Source organism: Blautia sp. Marseille-P3201T, assembly GCF_900120295.1.
Classification (GTDB): Bacteria; Bacillota; Clostridia; order Lachnospirales; family Lachnospiraceae; genus Blautia.
Genome location: NZ_LT635463.1, coordinates 1 through 15,590, shown reverse-complemented (window position 1 = coordinate 15,590; position 15,590 = coordinate 1). Strand labels below are relative to the sequence as shown.

Sequence of the window (15,590 nt, the reverse complement as noted above, 5' to 3'; positions counted from 1 at the left end):
AATAAGAATAGAACACAGACGAATAAAATTGACAATTTGTAGGAGGTATGAAATGTTAGAAAGTAGAGATTTAGAACAGATTGCAATGCTGTTAGAAAAATCAGCGGAAAAGACAAATGAGAAAATATCCGGTATAGAAAGTAAAATATCCGGTATGGAAGAAAAGATGACTAAGATGCAAGAGGATATTTTAAATATACAGCTTACATTAGAAAATGTAACGAATAGGAATATCAAGATTATTGCAGAAGGACATCTTGATTTATCAAGAAAACTTAATCAAGCGTTGGAAGTAAGGGATAAAGAAGAATTAGCTTTAATTCGTCTAAATGCGCTTGAAGAAGATGTGAGAAGGATTAAAATTAAATTAGAACAAATTGCATAGCAGTTGAGAACTGAGAAAGAGCCTTTATAGATTGTAGCATATAAAGACTCTTTTTTATTTTTCACAAATAAAGAAGTTTCCCCATCACGTTAATTAAAAAAACGCAGCCTTTATAAAGACGAGAGTATATAAAGAGCATAAGGGAAAACTGACGTCACGCAAGCGTTCCGCCTAGGCAAAGCCTAGGGTTTTCCTTGGCGTCAATTTTAATTTACTATATATAGATATAAGCATTTTTTATATATGATTATTGCAATGATTACCATAAAATGTTACACTCAAAGTAGCTTAGGTGCTATAAATAGCACCTTAAAATATGAGGTGAGAATATGGTAAAAATACAAGTTAGGAATGTGCCAGATGATGTGGCACTGAAATTAAATGAAATGGCAGCAAGCAAAGGGCTAAGTAGAGAAGCTTTTCTGCGTAACTATTTTCTTACATTAACAACAAAGAAAGAAGTACAGTTTGCAGAAGATAAATTTGGAAATCTGGTGAACGTTCTTCTGGAAAGATTAGAAGAAAATAATATGGTAATGGAACAGTGTGTTCATACAATGGAGAGATTGGAGGATAATATTTTTGAGCGAGAAAATGGCGAGTAAGAAAATCCAGAAGGTTTATAATCTGGAACAGGAAGATATCGACATTCTTCAGGGAGTAATGCAGGAGCATGGATATAAGACGCAGGTGCAGGCGGTGCGTCATGTAATTCGAAGTTATAAAGAAATGCAAAATGAAGAAGTTCAGAGTAGGAGAGTTGCAGAGCAGATACTAAATGTTTTTTCGGAGGTTTATAAAGATTATTGGAAACGATTATATTCTTCTGTAAGAGCAACCGATAAGAATGTATCTGTAATGTTAGATGCTTTAAACACAATGCTTATTGAAAAAGACTATGCGGCATGTGTTTTTACAGACACATTTCCATCGCCGGTAATATCTGACTCACAAGAACATTTGAAAAAGAAAATAGGAAAAAAGAAACAGGAAATAGACAGGAAAAAACGAAAAAATAGCATGATAAAAAATTAGGTGCTATTTGTAGCACCTAATTAGAAAAAAGGGGAAGATATGGGAAAAATTAAAGCAGGTGTAGTAGTTGTTACTGAATTTTGTAAGCCAGATAATCAGATGTTTCAGGGATATATAAATTATATGGATAGAGATGAAGCGGTTCGTAATGTACATATTGATGAATATAATATCTATCAGGACTATATGGGTAATCCTTACAAGACAACGGGGTTATTTACGCAGGATAAATCAAAATTATCTGAAAAAGAAAAACAAGAGCTAAAAGAGCAATTTTCTATGGCACAAGATAATCAGTCATTGATGTGGCAGACGGTTATTAGTTTTGATAATGAATGGCTACGTAAACAAGGGTTGTGGAATGGATATTTGAGTGCTCAGAATGAACAGAAACTTCAAGGGATTATCCGTAAATCAGTCAACGAAATGTTAGAAAAAGAAAATTTGCAAAATGCCATTTGGAGTGCAGCTTTTCATTTGAATACGGATAATCTGCACGTTCATATAGCGATTGTAGAACCAATTCCAATGAGGGAAAAGAAATCTTATCCGGTATATAAAACATATAGAAAAAATGGGAAAACTGAACAGGTGCAAGTTGGAAGTGAAATGGAATATAAAGGGAGATTTAAACTTTCCAGTATAGAAGCTTGTAAGAGTGCGGTTGTAAATGAAATTGTAAATACGAGGGAACAAAACCTTGAAATTAACAGGGTTATTCGAGAGTCGATTGTTCAGAGAAAAAGAGAAACGGCACTTCATCAAGATAAAGAATTGGCGAAAGCATTTTTCTCTTTATATGAGAAAATGCCGGATTGTAAGCGTAGCTTGTGGAATTATAATAATAGTAAAATGTCTCATTTAAAAGGGGAAATTGATGCACTAAGCAATGCGTATCTTAAAAGATACCACAAAAAAGATTATGAAGAATTAAAAGAAAAGTTGATGAAGCAAGATGCGTTATATAGGGAAGCTTATGGGGAGTCGAAGTCTTCATATTTTGATGGGAAAATAGAAGATTTATATACTAGATTGGGAAACGCAATTTTGAAAGAGATTAGGGAATACGATAAAAATAAAATTGACATGGAAAATCTTTCAAAGGGTGAAAATGTAAATTTGGTATCTTCAGAAAATGATTTTATAAACCATGAAGAAAAGATAGAGGATGTGAGTTCTGAATATAAAGAAAAAGAAGCAGGGAAAAAAGAGAGCAAAAAAGGAGGGACAAGTCATAAGCAAAAAACGGAAGAACAGAATTTTGGAAAAAGAACAGAACCTTTAAAAGAACCAACAGATACTAAAGAGAAATATGAAACAGTTAGGTTGAATAATAAATGGAAACAGAATAGTATACATCGAAGAAAAAGTTATAATACACAAAGGGCTATAAATGGTTTGAAAAGGGCATTAGATAATAGTTATGAAAGCTATAAAAATCAAAGAGAATATGAGAGAGTTTTGGAAGAACAAAGACGAGAAAGAAGCTCTCAAAGAGAAATTTCAGTCTAGGTGCTATTTGTAGCACCTAGACTTTTTTTCTGTTAAAAAATAGGGGTAAGGATAGATTGAGAAATAGGGTGCTATAAATAGCACCTTATTTTTTAATAATAAAAAATTGATTGACAAAACAATAAAAGTGTTATAATATTGATTTATGATAAATGTAATAAATTAAAAAACAAGTTTATTTATGAGAGAGGAGAACATTATGAAGACAGTGGCATTTGTGAATATTAAGGGAGGAGTTGCTAAAACAGCTAGTGTTACTTCCGTGGCACATATTTTAGCAACACAGTATAATAAAAGAGTTTTAATGATAGACCTTGATCCGCAAGCGAATACAACGGCACGTTTCAGTAACATCAATGTATATGAAAGGCTGGAACGCAAATTACATGGCGATATTAGAAGCATAGACAATTCAATTTCAGATTTATTGTTAAATAGGAATATGGACGTTCATAATTGTATCCGGAAAACAGTATATCAAAACTTGGATATTATCCCGTCTGATCTGCAATTAGGAGATGTGCAGGACCGGATTAAGGCAGATGTAACCGTACCACCACAGTTCCGTTTAAAAGGACATATCAAAAAAATAGAAAGCGAATATGATTATTGTATTATAGACTGTGCTCCTTCAGTTTCGATTGCGAATGTGAACGGATTAGCAGTCTGTGATGAAGCTTATATACCCACGACCACAGATGGAGATAGTTTAGAAGGTGTAGCTTATGCACTGGATTTAATTCGTACGGTTAAAGATTATAATGATAAATTAGAAATTTCAGGATGCTTTTTTACACGCTGGGAAAATCAAGGAGTACCCAAAATGGCTTATGAGCTATTGGAGGAGATGGTTCCGGGAGTGTTGCTGCCATTTAAAATGTATAAATCAAAACTCATTGGAGAGGGTAGTTATTTGAACTTGCCACTTCTCATTGCGGATAAAAAGAAGACAGTTAGCAAGTTGACAACAAATTATTTGCATTTGACGGAGTTTATTATGGCAGATAATAAAGAAGAATACTTGAAGCAATATGATGAAGAAAGAAATGTTTACCTTACCTTAGAACAGATTATAGGAATTGAGCAAATAGAGTCAGAGGTAGAACAAGAATTGCAGGAAGATATAAAGAAGAATGGTATTTGTGAACCGATAACAGTGGTAAAACAAGGGAAGGAATATTTACTTGTAGATGGAAAGAAAAGATGTAAAGTGCAGGAAAAACTGATTTCTGATGGCATTTGGGATAAATATAGACCAATTCCAGCAAAAATAGCTGAAAGATAAGAGAGGAAGATATAAATGGCTAAATTAAATGTAGACGCTTTAAGAAAAGGAATGGGAAGACAGTTTAATAATCAACAGTCGATTTATGGAAATAAAGGAAACGATAATTCAACAATTAAGGTTGGCAGTGGGCTTATGGAAGCTATGAATATGAAATCTGCTGAAATGGAAGAAATTCAGGTTACTCACGATCAAATACATACGACAGATAAGAACGATTGGAGTATGAAGGAAGAAGAAATAAAAGAGCTCGCAGAGCTTATTAGAGATGTAGGTATATTAAATCCTCCGATTTTGAAAAAAGTAGGAGATAAGGATTATGAAATTGTTGCCGGTGAGAGAAGATATCGTGCTATGGGATACTTAATTCAAGAAGGTATTTGGTCTTCAGATAGAAAAATAAAAGTACATATATTTAATCCGGATTTGATTACGCTGCCACTTACAGATGAAGAAAAAGAAGACTATGTACGTCTTGCGGAAAATTCAGGACAAAGAAATAAGACAGATGGAGACTTACTGTTACAAATGCGTGGGTATCAAGCCATTTACACATCTTTACGTGAAAAAGGAGAACTTACCGGCATAAAAACAAGAATGCTTTTAGCAGCGGATATGAAGATTTCACCATCAAAAGTAGCACAGCTTCAAAAAGTTGAAAATCGAGGTTCAGAAGCTTTAGTGCAAGCACTTTTAGACGATCAAGTTACAGTATCGACAGCTCAGAAAATTGCTGATATGCCGGAAAAAGAACAGGAAAAATTCATTACTGAGGTTTCTGCAAAAAAAGAACCGGGTGAGAAAATTGAAAGAGTTGATATTTTAAAATTCCAAAATGAAAAAGATAGTAAAGCTTCAGCTGAAAAGCAGATGGTACAAGAAAACTCAGAAAATACAGAGAAAGAAGAAAAACCAGAAGGTATTTTAATATCTGGGAAAAAATTTCGTAAGGACATTAACGTTATTATGAAAAAACTAAAAGAGAAGGATATATATCTTCAAGAAGAAAATTATGAAATTTATCTGAGAAGTATTGAGAAACTGAAAAAGATATTACAGTAGAGATTTCTGTATAAGGCGAATGGTCTTTATAAAGAAAGGAATGATGAAGATGATTGAAAATTTTTATGTGGGACAGAAAAATTTGAAAACAGAAATTTTCGATTTGCTTGTAAACTATACATTTATTGCCTATCAGGATGACCGTTTTTCACTGATTTCTCAGTTTTCAGGACCTAACGGAATAAGAGATTTGGTACATCAAGTGTTATTAGAGGCTAATTATCAAGAAGATATGGAAGAAAGAGTATATTCAAAATTGATGAAAATATTAGACGAAATTGAAAAAGATGGAAATTCCGTGGTGAGTAAAAAGTACAAAGAAATGTATAATGATAGTACGATGGCAAGAGCCATAGATTTTTGGGATTGACTTTTAGGAGAGTGAGAATGCAATTTAGAGCAAAGAAAAAAATCGGAGAGGTTGAAGTAAAGCAGCTTTCTGAAGATACCACAGAATGGTACTATGGAATATTTAGAGCAACAGAAGATAGAGAGAAATATTATAATAAGGTAGAATGGATAATTTTAGGAATAATAATTGGTGCTGCTTTGCTGCTGTTTATAGTTAAAGGAAATGTGCTGCTTATTACTACTACATGGATGGTTTTTTACTGTTTGCATAGATTTAGTTCAATAGCTTTAAAACGGCGTGCAGTAGATGGCTACGCATCTTTAATGCAATATAAGACACAGTACAATTTTTGTGGTGTGGTAGATATTGAAGCTTATCCTTGGATATGGGGAATGTATCCTGAAGTAGTTGTTACGTTTGAATTTGAAGATGAGATACAGAAAAAATATTATACAAATATTAGAGTTCGAAGAAAACGTGACAAGAAGGTAAAAGCGCCGACCTTATGTGTTTGGGATATGACATTATATTTAACGCATCGAATGGAGAAAGAAATTTTATGGTAGGAGCGGAATGTGGATGAATACACGAACAACGTTTTCCATTACTGCAAAATTAGCAGAAATGGAGAATAAAATTTTAGATGAAACGGGACTTTCAAGAGCAGCTTATCATAGGAAAGCTATTCAGAAGTATTTAGATCAAGAAAACCCGAGTATTAACGAGAGGTTATTGATACGACAAAAAAGCAATCCGGAATACGTTCGTAAGCCGGTAGTAGAGCCAGTTTATCTATCACTAGAGGATAGAGAAGCGTTAGAAAAGATTGCTAAGAACTATAAGACAAGTATAGGAACGGTATTTTTGGAAGCGATGTTGGAATATACAGTTCTTCAGGCGGAGTTATTAGGGCTGTCTTAAAAAACTGAATGTTAGAATTTACTGCATCCAAAAGGAGGAAAGAGAGAATGTATAACAACACCAAGAGAGAGCTTCAATTTCTTTTCCGGACTCTAAATGAGAATGTTTTCTATAATCAATTTTTGACACCACAAATTTATATAAGTGTTAATACAAGGTGTAAAAATTGGGCGTGTAATCCTTTTGGAAATAAGGGGCAGTATATGATTACAGTACATGAGGAAAAACTGGAAGATGATTTTGAAACTATCGTCATGAATATGTTACACCAAATGATACATATCTTTTGTTTTGAACATGGACTGAAAGATACTTCACGCAACATGAGATATCATAATAAGATTTTTTATCAAGAGGGAATGAAACGAGGACTTCTTTTTTCCTTCGAACCTACGAAAGGATATATAACAAAAGGTATAGGAGAGGAAATAAAAATACTTTTTAAAAAAGAGTTTCAGCAAGAGGAACGTGTGAAAGAGGCGGTAAGGAAAGATAGAGCACTAAGGAGAACAGAAGAAAAAAATAAGCCAATTCGACCATTTCCTGTCAAGATGAAATGTCCTGTTTGTGGAATGAAAGCTAGGGCAAAAAAAACGGGTTCTTTGATATGTGGAAAATGCAATGTATATATGTATCCTGATAATATTTAATGTTTTATAAAAGGTCATAGTGCAGGTTGCGCTATGACCTTTTATGATTTCCAGAAAGCTCTGTTTCTGGAGTTGTATTTGATTATCAAAAAATATATTAACATACAAAGGCAGGGAACAGAACGTGAATTATGGATATGCGAGAGTATCTTCAAAATCTCAGAATGAAGATAGACAGATTGTGGACTTATTAAAACAAAGAATTTTAATTACAAATATCTATTTAGATAAGCAGTCAGGAAAGAATTTTGATAGACCACAATATAAAAAGATGTCAAGAAAATTAAAACCGGGCGATGTAGTTTTTGTAAAATCCATAGATCGCTTTGGAAGAAATTATGATGAAGTTATTCAACAGTGGTATTATCTAACCAAAAAAAGGAAGGTTGAGATTGTTGTTTTAGATATGCCGTTATTAGATACAAGAAGAAGTAAAGATTTATTGGGGGAATTTATTACGGATCTTGTATTACAAATTTTAAGTTACGTAGCACAGGCGCAAAGAGAGGATATACGTCAAAGTCAGGCAGATGGTATACGCTTGGCACAAGAAAAAGGAGTAAAATTTGGAAGACCAAAAGCAATTCCTAAGGAGGAGTTTCAGAGTTTATATACACAAGTGGCAATGGGCAAATTGAGTAGGAAAGAAGCTTGTGAGCAGGCAGGAATTTGTTCAGCTACTTTCAGAAGATATGAAAAAGAATATATTGGATAATATGAGGTTGAAGTAAGGTGCTATTTGTAGCACCTTACTTTTTTGAAAAAAAGTATCAAAATAAACTTCTTTGAAAAAATATCAAAAGTATTGCTTTTTGAGCTTCTTCGTGATATAAAAAAAGTATCAAAATAACCTAGAGTTTAAATGGAGATGTTTTATGGAGCATATATATGGATATGTAAGAGTCAGTACCGCAAAACAGAAAGTAGAAAGGCAGATTGCGAATATTAAAAAGAGATATCCTACTGCTATAATTTTTTCAGAGAAATATACCGGCACGACTATGGATCGACCAGTTTGGAATAAATTGATTAAAGGACTGAAACCAAGAGACACGATAGTATTTGATGAAGTAAGTAGAATGAGCAGGACAGCAGAAGAAGGGTTTGAGTGTTACATTGACTTATTCTATCAAGACGTAAATCTTGTCTTCCTGAAGGAAGAACACTTAAATACAGATGTGTTTAAAAAAGCATTACGCAGCAATATACAATTAACCGGTACAGATGTAGATATCATTCTTGAAGCAGTAGACAGATATTTGATGATAGTGGCAAAGAGACAGATAGAAATTGCGTTTCAAAATGCAGAACAGGAAGTAGAGTATTTGCATACAAGAATTAAGGAGGGGATGGTTCGGGCTCAGATGGACGGTGTACAAATTGGCAGGGTGACAGGCTGCACAGTAGAAACGAAAAAATCCATAGAAATGAAGGATAAAATAATAAAAATGTCTAAAAGCTTTGAGGGGAATTTGAAGGATAAGGAGGTAATCGCTATATTGGGGATTGCCAGAAATACGTTTTATAAATATAAAACACAGATAAAATCAAGTATGTATTATTAAAAGTAATTTTTGAAAATATACAGTATTTAAAACTGCCAGTAGTGATTTACTACTGGCAGAAAACTTTTATTATTTACTAAGATGGTCTTTTTTATATTGATATATTTCGCCTATGAAAAATCCTAATGTTGATAATATAACTATGATATATGTATCAGAGTGTAATGCTTCTCCAATATTCCACGTATAACCGAAATGATTTGAAAAAAGATAACATGCTAAAAAAGTTATAAGGCAGGTAGCAACCGTATAGAGAAATCTTCCAAAAAATGTTTTCATATTACCAAGTTTTTGAATAAGCCTTCCAGAGAAAAAATTGATTATACCAGAGCCACCCAAAAAAAAGAACACATACAGAAAAATAGCAGGTGAGTTTTTTTCGCTACTGTCTATATAATAAAACATATAAATAATAAGAAAACCATAAATGGCAAATGCAAATAGTCCTTTTAACTTTTTTAACATGGTTATCCTCCTTTTTTATAAAGCTTCAGCTAAAACACTTATTTTTTCTTCATAAGCCTGAGCTAAAATTTCTCCGTATATATCTGAATTAAAGTTGCCAAATGCGTGCTCAAAAAATTTAGATAATGGACCAAGATCTTCTTTAGAAAATTTTGCAATGATTTGATACAGTGTTTTTCCTTCATATTGCTCTAAAAGTTTGTTCTTGAAGATGCTAAATCTTTTTTTATAATGTTTGGAGATGTTATAGTAATCATTTAGAGCAATATGCAGTTTTACACTGGATAAGTCATAAATTTTAGAAATATTGTAGGCATCAATATCCTGATAGAAGTCTTCTCTACTAAAACCAGCATCTTTTGTTTCCATTTCTACAATATCGCCATTTGCATTTTTAAAAAACAGATGATAGTCCTGCAGACTTAAAGGTGGAGCTCCAATAATATTTTGGAGGTCGCTTATATTAAAATAATTATACCCCATATCAGCAGAAATTTGCAAGACAGCAGCCATCTGCATTAAATCGCCAGCCCATCCTGAAAACGCATCGACATCTCTTTCTAAGAATTCAAAATTTAACCCGGCTGTGCCAACAATACATGCATTTAAGGTTGCTGCATAATGCGGGAAAGAAATAGAGGTTCCAGTTAACGGATCGATAATAGAAATATCTTCTGGTACAATATCGCTATAAGTTTTTTCTACAAGTTTAACAAATTCTGGATCACGAGGACCAGCTATAAAGTCCCATGCTATACCGCTTAAATTTAATCTACTACTAGAATTACTATATCCAGATGTTCTTAAATATTGTAGAGCCATTGCATTGGCATTAAAGACGCTTGGGTATATTCCAACAGTAGGCATTGAAATAGACTCAAGGAACTCCCACGCCAGATCATATATTTTTTTGAATACCTGAAAATTTTGTGAAATTTCGGGTTCACTAGGAATATCATAGGAGACAAAATCAGCAGGTGAGATAGCAGTACATATAGGAGAAGCAATATTTTTATCAATTCCTATTCCGGCGGCAGTTGTTTCGTAGAATTGATCGTATGCCCAATTTGATGGCATAATTTGCCCGATATTTCCGGTAAAACCGCTCGACATATTAGCTACAAAGCTTTTTTCAGCTAAGCCATATACTTTTAATCTATTACATACAGCTCTAGGACCATATACTCCGGGGTGAAAACATCCAGTAATGACTTCGTTAATTCCTTGAAAATAGGGGATAATATGAGAAGCAATATCATCCATCAAAGCATCGTAATCGACAGCAAAATAAATGGTTGCAGATGGTGGAAAACCAAATTCTCGTGCGGCTTTTTTTGCTTCTTCTCCATCTTTTTGTCCTTGATAACGATTAAAATAAGATGCTTCACCGCCGTATGTCTGATAAATTGGGAAAACTCTTAATCCAGCAGCCTCAATAATCTCTAATTCTTCGCTGGTCATTTTTTTGTCAAAATTTCCGGTTTTAGCATTTGTTAAGTATCTTCCAATATCTCTATATCCAGCAGCCTTTAAGCCTTTTGCAGTTTCGGCTGTGAGTCGTGTGCTTGTGTCACAGGCAGTAGCTGGGCGGGCTGTGTTACCTCTACTGCTTAAAAGGGACGCCCATGTATTTTTACCAGCAATGCCATCAGCTCCTAAACGTAAAAAGTCTTGAAATTTGTAAACAGCGTTGTAAACTTGGTTATCGAAAACACCAGTTAAGTGACCGGGGTAAAATCCGTTGATTGTTAATCCCCATGTTAATAACCTTTTGGAATTACTATATCCAGATGTACTTTGGGAGAGAGTAGGAGCACTATTCATAGTTCCAGTTCCCCAAATACCATCAACAGGTGTGCATCCCCATTCAATCTGGCAACATTTAATATAATTTTGATGGGATTTTCTTTCCCATTCCCCATTTGGAGCTGTTAATCCTACTTTATTTCCATAGTTTGTATTCATTCCGAGCTGAACTAAATGTTTATAGTATTCGTTTGTTCCTACATTTCCGATATATTTATAACCGTCTGTATTCATAATTCCTTGCAGTATATATGGGCGAACAATTCCATCATTTGCAATTCCTGCATCACTTTGAAATTCTTTGACACCTTTCTGACTTGCTTCTCCGTAAATACCATCTAAAGTGCCGGCTGGATAACCTTTACACCATAAAGAGCCCTGAATGATATAATGGATGTTATTTTTTACTCCAAATACTGAGACAATATCCGGAAGAGCTTCCAGAGTGCCTTTACCAAAATCTCCATCTACAACAAGAGATGCACCATATTGCTTGTTAGCTTCAATCTGTAAGGCTTCTATAAGTCTTTTAAATGTTCCCCGCCCTGTTACACCATCCAGTTCATTGTCGGTAAAAGGCTCAAAACCTTCTATGCCATTATAAGTGTTATTGAGCCATTTTTGTGTTTCTAATACCATTTGATCCATAATAAAATCTCCTTTCATATTTTTATATATAGTAAATACATAGCGAAATTTATAATGTAAACCTTGAATTGATAAAAAATGATATTTACAAAAAATATTTTTTTGATATTTAGTAAAGTAGATTTGCAAATCAATAATAGAAAAGGAGAATTATAAAATGGGAAATTATTGTGTAAACAGAAGTAATCAGGTATGGAATATTACAAGATCAAATGGTGGAACAGATGTTATTGGAAAGTTATACCCAAACGAGATTTTTGCATGGGTAGGAGGCTGGGAAGGAAATCACAGTGGTACAGACTACCAGCGTATTTATTTCAGAAACAGTGAAGGAGTTCCTACTCATGGTTGGTTGGCAGGTCCAAGTGGTACAGGATGCTTAACATTATTGCCAGAGGTATGCTATAAAGAGGTGATTTGGAAAGGGGACACCTATTATGCATTCAAATTACGCCGTGATGAAAACTATTATAGCGCTCAAGGCGGTTATATGGGTACACTTCCGGCTGGATATATTATTCTTACAGACAGAGATGCAGCTTGTGGGCAATCAAATCCGGGGTTGATGAACATTTATGCGTTTGAGGCAGAAGAAGGAATTTATGCAGATGTGGGTTCAGCCTTTATTGATGCGGGATTAGATAAAGGTTCAACAATGGGAAAAGATTGTTCATTTATCGGAGCAATTGGATAATGTTTTGAAAAAAAGGGCGAAATTTCGCCCTTTTTAAAATTTTTCTGTGGCTATAAGATAATTTTAGACATTGTTCATTCGGATTAAGATATAGAAGGACATGACATTTACTTGAAAATAAAAAAATTTTAAGATTTGGTTTACATTAAATAAAGTTTTGTCTAGTTATCCCTAGGGGGGATAATATGGACAAACTTAGTGATAAAATTGCACAATGTAAATTAGGAAATAAGGAAGTATTAGAAGAAATTATCACGATGATGACACCGCTTATAAAGAAATATGCAGGTAAAACTTATTTTATGGAAAGAGAAGATGCGATGCAGGAATATTATATAATTTTACTGCAATGCATAAAAGCAATGGAAGTTGGAAGGAGTGATCCGGAATATTTGCGTTATATGGAAAAAGCTGTGGAACACCATTTTAGCCGCTTATTGGCAGAAAATTATAAGAAAATGCAAGAAATGGATATAGCGGAATATGAATATCTTCTTTCTGATCCGAAGCATGAACAGGAATTGTCAAATATTGAATTCAAATGTAGTATGGAAAAATTGAAAAAGCGAAACTATAAGAAATGGCTGATTATGATGTTGTACATAGTAGCAAATATGAATAGTGCAGAAATTAGCCGGATTTTAGGAGTTTCTAGGCAGTATGTAAATCAAGAAAAGAAAAAATTACTGGAGGAATTTAAAAAATATACATAATAGGTTTTACTATGTGGTTTAATTTGAGAAAAAAGGAGCTGCGAATTTTTGGGATAGCAGCTCCTAATTGGACGCTAAATGGAATATTTATTTTTTTGGTAATACTGGAAAATCTAATCCGGATGTTTCAGGATTATTTAATATTCCCAATAATACAGCGATGCCGCATAAGCATTGTATAATTGTCATTACAGCACCATTATTTATTTCTACGCCCATAGTAGAAAGAATTGTAAGAATATAACCGGAAATACCGATAATGGTGGATGGATTTTTAAAGCGTTTTAGATAAGTATTCAAATTCATATTTTCATCTCCTTTTTATACATAGCGTCCAATATAATTAGAAAAAAGAATAAAGTAGGAGAATTGTAAACTAAATTATTTAAGAGAAGATCAGTATAGTTGATTTATATGAATGACAATATTAAAAAAATAGATAGTATGTTATAATTATTCTAGGAATTGAGTATTTGATTTTTATAAGGTATTTTATGGAAAGGTGGATAAGATGATGAAAAAACCGTTATTTGTAGCAGTGAATTTTTTTATGATAACTTGTTTGCTGGGAGGATGTACGCTTACAAAAACAGAGGAAAAGAAGGATAAAGAGACTTCAGAAATAATTCAGAGCGATAAAGATGTGGTCGAAGAAGAAAAAACAGGGGAAGAAGTATTGCAAGGAGATTATGTAAAGAATGAAATAGGAGAAGGCAGTAGTAATAACGTCGAACAAGAAATTGGGACACAAAATCAAATGGAAGAAAACGCTGACAATACCATTAAGCAGGAAAAGGTAGTAGAGGGATATGTTTTGGAAACAGAGGGGAATATTATTATTGTAGATTTAGAAAATTCGGGAGGAAGAAATTATCCGGAAGAAGGTCTTGATCGTGGAGTGGAATTTGATATTACAAATGCAGAAAAAGAAGTTATTCCAACATCAGGTTATCTGGAAGATAGGGAATGCAGAATTAGAACAGGATTAACAGTTTCTATTACTTATTATGAGGAAAAAGGGAGAAACATTGTAACAAAAATTTCTACGGATAATGATGAAAAAGAAATGATCGTGTATGTTTCTTCCGGACAGATACAGGAACTTACAGATGAAACAATAAAAATACATGTTGACGAAGGGGATAATAATGGAGAAAGTATTGTCTTTAATGTGTCAAAAGCCAGTATGCCACAAGAAGCAAGTGTGAATTCTTTGATCACTGTTACATACTATATGAAAGAAAATACATATTATGCACTCTCCGTTAGTTGTATTGTTCCGTAGATATAAAACTATTACGCAAAATGTTTAAAAAGTCATGTTTACAAAATTCTCTTAAAGCTCTTTTTAATTAGTGAGTTAGCTAATTCAAATAAAAAATTAAGAGGTAAGAAACATGACAGATTACGAAAAAGAGGTAATGCGAAATATTATTTACGCAGTAGAAACTGGCGGACAAGTTTATGGAAATAAAGATTATGCTGATTTTACGGAAGCTTATGCAAATACAAGCAACGAAAAAGCAATTACTATTGGTGCAGGTCAGTGGTATGCGACAGAAGCCCAGCGTCTTTTAAAGAATATTCGTCAGAAAAATCCTTCTTTATTTGCAGAATTAGATACTGCGGGTATTGGTAACGATTTGGATACAAAAAACTGGGCAACATATCAGGTTTCAAAAGACTCAGCAAAAGCAAAATGTATTGTTCGAATTATTGACAGTGAAGTAGGGCATCAGTGTCAGGATTTATTAGTAGATGAACAGATGGAAGCTTATGTACAGGAGGCTGCAAATCTGGGAGTGACGGATATGGATGCTAAAATGATGTGCGCAAATTTCAGACATCAGGGTGGTTTAGGAGCAGTAACAAGAATTTTAGCAAAAACGGAAACACCGTATACACTTGACCATTTATATGCTGCATGTAAAACGGATACAGGAAATCAGGTAGGGGCGTATAAAAGCCGGCAAAAAATGGTATATGAGTCCTTAAAAAAATATATCAGTAATTTTGTTGTTACACCTGAAGCTGCCATTCAGGCAGCCATTAAAGTTGCGCAGGATGAAGTTGGATATTTAGAAAAGAAATCAAATTATGATTTAGATAGCAAAACAGGTAATGCAGGTGATGGCAATTATACAAAATATTGGAGAGATATTAGACCTGAATGGCAGAAATCTCCTTGGTGTGCCTGTTTTGTTACGTGGGTTTTTGTACAGGCTTTCGGAAAAGCAAAAGCAGATGAACTTTTGAAACACTATCCCTATGTGTATGTGCCTGACTTAGCGAGTCGATTTACCCATCATGCAAATCCTGCAGTAGGTGATGTTGTAATGTTCTGGAATGGAAAAACATTTAGTCATACAGGATTAGTTATTGATGTGCAGGGCGATTTATTTGTTACAATCGAAGGTAATACTGGTCCTAACACAGGCATCATTGATAACGGAGATGGCGTTTACCAGAAAAAATATTATAACAGTAAAATGGCGGG

The 15,590-nt window shown here is 33.7% G+C and carries 19 protein-coding genes; 16 read left to right on the top strand and 3 right to left on the bottom strand.

Translation table 11 applies throughout. The annotated features are described in order from the left end of the window. Positions 1-52: 52 nt before the first annotated feature. The 12 genes from BQ7352_RS00125 (at position 53) to BQ7352_RS00070 (ending at position 8,767) form a co-directional block, all read left to right on the top strand. Complete coding sequence (locus tag BQ7352_RS00125) at positions 53-385, top strand: hypothetical protein (protein WP_072445848.1); 333 nt, start codon at positions 53-55, stop codon at positions 383-385. 329 nt (positions 386-714) lie between these two features. After that, positions 715-990 carry a hypothetical protein gene (locus tag BQ7352_RS00120; protein ID WP_072445846.1) on the top strand — a complete coding sequence of 92 codons (276 nt, stop codon included), beginning with the start codon at positions 715-717 and terminating at the stop codon, positions 988-990. Then, the gene (locus BQ7352_RS00115; RefSeq protein WP_143143362.1) at positions 968-1,420 is read left to right on the top strand and encodes a hypothetical protein; all 453 of its coding nucleotides are present in this window, start codon (positions 968-970) and stop codon (positions 1,418-1,420) included. The genes BQ7352_RS00120 and BQ7352_RS00115 overlap by 23 nt, the downstream gene beginning before the upstream one ends. Before the next feature lie 39 nt (positions 1,421-1,459). Beyond that, positions 1,460-2,932, top strand: a complete 1,473-nt coding sequence (mobP2, locus tag BQ7352_RS00110) for a MobP2 family relaxase (RefSeq protein ID WP_072445842.1) — start codon at positions 1,460-1,462, stop codon at positions 2,930-2,932. Between the two features lie 199 nt (positions 2,933-3,131). Beyond that, positions 3,132-4,217, top strand: coding sequence for an AAA family ATPase (locus BQ7352_RS00105; RefSeq protein ID WP_072445840.1), 1,086 nt, complete (start codon positions 3,132-3,134; stop codon positions 4,215-4,217). 165 nt (positions 4,218-4,382) lie between these two features. Next, positions 4,383-5,279 carry a ParB/RepB/Spo0J family partition protein gene (locus BQ7352_RS00100; protein ID WP_159430621.1) on the top strand — a complete coding sequence of 299 codons (897 nt, stop codon included), beginning with the start codon at positions 4,383-4,385 and terminating at the stop codon, positions 5,277-5,279. Positions 5,280-5,328: 49 nt separating this feature from the next. Continuing rightward, positions 5,329-5,649, top strand: a complete 321-nt coding sequence (locus tag BQ7352_RS00095) for a hypothetical protein (RefSeq protein WP_072445836.1) — start codon at positions 5,329-5,331, stop codon at positions 5,647-5,649. Between the two features lie 17 nt (positions 5,650-5,666). Continuing rightward, a complete protein-coding gene (locus BQ7352_RS00090; protein ID WP_072445834.1) occupies positions 5,667-6,197 on the top strand; it encodes a hypothetical protein in 531 nt (176 codons plus the stop codon). A 13-nt stretch (positions 6,198-6,210) separates the two neighbouring features. Further along, positions 6,211-6,552 carry a hypothetical protein gene (locus tag BQ7352_RS00085; RefSeq protein WP_072445832.1) on the top strand — a complete coding sequence of 114 codons (342 nt, stop codon included), beginning with the start codon at positions 6,211-6,213 and terminating at the stop codon, positions 6,550-6,552. A gap of 203 nt (positions 6,553-6,755) precedes the next feature. After that, positions 6,756-7,202 (top strand): hypothetical protein, encoded by a 447-nt coding sequence (locus BQ7352_RS00080; protein ID WP_143143361.1) that lies wholly within the window; start codon positions 6,756-6,758, stop codon positions 7,200-7,202. 181 nt (positions 7,203-7,383) lie between these two features. Continuing rightward, positions 7,384-7,917 (top strand): recombinase family protein, encoded by a 534-nt coding sequence (locus BQ7352_RS00075; protein WP_242948486.1) that lies wholly within the window; start codon positions 7,384-7,386, stop codon positions 7,915-7,917. Positions 7,918-8,077: 160 nt separating this feature from the next. After that, positions 8,078-8,767: a recombinase family protein gene (locus BQ7352_RS00070; protein WP_072445826.1), complete on the top strand. Its 690-nt coding sequence runs from the start codon at positions 8,078-8,080 to the stop codon at positions 8,765-8,767. Positions 8,768-8,836: 69 nt separating this feature from the next. Here the strand turns inward: BQ7352_RS00070 and BQ7352_RS00065 are convergent, their stop codons facing one another. Both BQ7352_RS00065 and BQ7352_RS00060 read right to left on the bottom strand, forming a co-directional pair. After that, positions 8,837-9,232 (bottom strand): hypothetical protein, encoded by a 396-nt coding sequence (locus BQ7352_RS00065; protein ID WP_072445824.1) that lies wholly within the window; start codon positions 9,230-9,232, stop codon positions 8,837-8,839. A gap of 15 nt (positions 9,233-9,247) precedes the next feature. Further along, positions 9,248-11,686, bottom strand: a complete 2,439-nt coding sequence (locus BQ7352_RS00060) for a glycoside hydrolase domain-containing protein (protein WP_072445822.1) — start codon at positions 11,684-11,686, stop codon at positions 9,248-9,250. Between the two features lie 157 nt (positions 11,687-11,843). Between BQ7352_RS00060 and BQ7352_RS00055 the strand changes: the two genes are divergently transcribed. After that, a complete protein-coding gene (locus BQ7352_RS00055) occupies positions 11,844-12,380 on the top strand; it encodes a hypothetical protein (protein ID WP_072445820.1) in 537 nt (178 codons plus the stop codon). A gap of 185 nt (positions 12,381-12,565) precedes the next feature. Then, complete coding sequence (locus BQ7352_RS00050) at positions 12,566-13,093, top strand: sigma-70 RNA polymerase sigma factor region 4 domain-containing protein (RefSeq protein WP_072445818.1); 528 nt, start codon at positions 12,566-12,568, stop codon at positions 13,091-13,093. Between the two features lie 87 nt (positions 13,094-13,180). Here BQ7352_RS00050 and BQ7352_RS00045 read toward each other — a convergent pair whose 3' ends face one another. Further along, positions 13,181-13,399, bottom strand: a complete 219-nt coding sequence (locus BQ7352_RS00045) for a hypothetical protein (protein ID WP_072445816.1) — start codon at positions 13,397-13,399, stop codon at positions 13,181-13,183. 205 nt (positions 13,400-13,604) lie between these two features. Here BQ7352_RS00045 and BQ7352_RS00040 point away from each other — a divergent pair, with 205 nt between their 5' ends. Then, complete coding sequence (locus BQ7352_RS00040; protein WP_072445814.1) at positions 13,605-14,378, top strand: hypothetical protein; 774 nt, start codon at positions 13,605-13,607, stop codon at positions 14,376-14,378. A gap of 112 nt (positions 14,379-14,490) precedes the next feature. Then, positions 14,491-15,590, top strand: a 1,100-nt coding sequence (locus BQ7352_RS00035) for a CHAP domain-containing protein (protein WP_143143360.1), incomplete at its 3' end; no start/stop codon positions are given.

What these genes read in the sequence shown, in the direction of transcription:
- BQ7352_RS00125 (WP_072445848.1), top strand. Translation starts at nt 53, where the DNA reads ATGTTAGAAAGTAGAGATTTAGAACAGATTGCAATGCTGTTAGAAAAA.
- BQ7352_RS00120 (WP_072445846.1), top strand. Translation starts at nt 715, where the DNA reads ATGGTAAAAATACAAGTTAGGAATGTGCCAGATGATGTGGCACTGAAA.
- mobP2 (WP_072445842.1), top strand. Translation starts at nt 1,460, where the DNA reads ATGGGAAAAATTAAAGCAGGTGTAGTAGTTGTTACTGAATTTTGTAAG.
- BQ7352_RS00105 (WP_072445840.1), top strand. Translation starts at nt 3,132, where the DNA reads ATGAAGACAGTGGCATTTGTGAATATTAAGGGAGGAGTTGCTAAAACA.
- BQ7352_RS00100 (WP_159430621.1), top strand. Translation starts at nt 4,383, where the DNA reads ATGGAAGAAATTCAGGTTACTCACGATCAAATACATACGACAGATAAG.
- BQ7352_RS00095 (WP_072445836.1), top strand. Translation starts at nt 5,329, where the DNA reads ATGATTGAAAATTTTTATGTGGGACAGAAAAATTTGAAAACAGAAATT.
- BQ7352_RS00090 (WP_072445834.1), top strand. Translation starts at nt 5,667, where the DNA reads ATGCAATTTAGAGCAAAGAAAAAAATCGGAGAGGTTGAAGTAAAGCAG.
- BQ7352_RS00085 (WP_072445832.1), top strand. Translation starts at nt 6,211, where the DNA reads ATGAATACACGAACAACGTTTTCCATTACTGCAAAATTAGCAGAAATG.
- BQ7352_RS00080 (WP_143143361.1), top strand. Translation starts at nt 6,756, where the DNA reads ATGATTACAGTACATGAGGAAAAACTGGAAGATGATTTTGAAACTATC.
- BQ7352_RS00070 (WP_072445826.1), top strand. Translation starts at nt 8,078, where the DNA reads ATGGAGCATATATATGGATATGTAAGAGTCAGTACCGCAAAACAGAAA.
- BQ7352_RS00065 (WP_072445824.1), bottom strand. Translation starts at nt 9,232, where the DNA reads ATGTTAAAAAAGTTAAAAGGACTATTTGCATTTGCCATTTATGGTTTT.
- BQ7352_RS00060 (WP_072445822.1), bottom strand. Translation starts at nt 11,686, where the DNA reads ATGGATCAAATGGTATTAGAAACACAAAAATGGCTCAATAACACTTAT.
- BQ7352_RS00055 (WP_072445820.1), top strand. Translation starts at nt 11,844, where the DNA reads ATGGGAAATTATTGTGTAAACAGAAGTAATCAGGTATGGAATATTACA.
- BQ7352_RS00050 (WP_072445818.1), top strand. Translation starts at nt 12,566, where the DNA reads ATGGACAAACTTAGTGATAAAATTGCACAATGTAAATTAGGAAATAAG.
- BQ7352_RS00045 (WP_072445816.1), bottom strand. Translation starts at nt 13,399, where the DNA reads ATGAATTTGAATACTTATCTAAAACGCTTTAAAAATCCATCCACCATT.
- BQ7352_RS00040 (WP_072445814.1), top strand. Translation starts at nt 13,605, where the DNA reads ATGATGAAAAAACCGTTATTTGTAGCAGTGAATTTTTTTATGATAACT.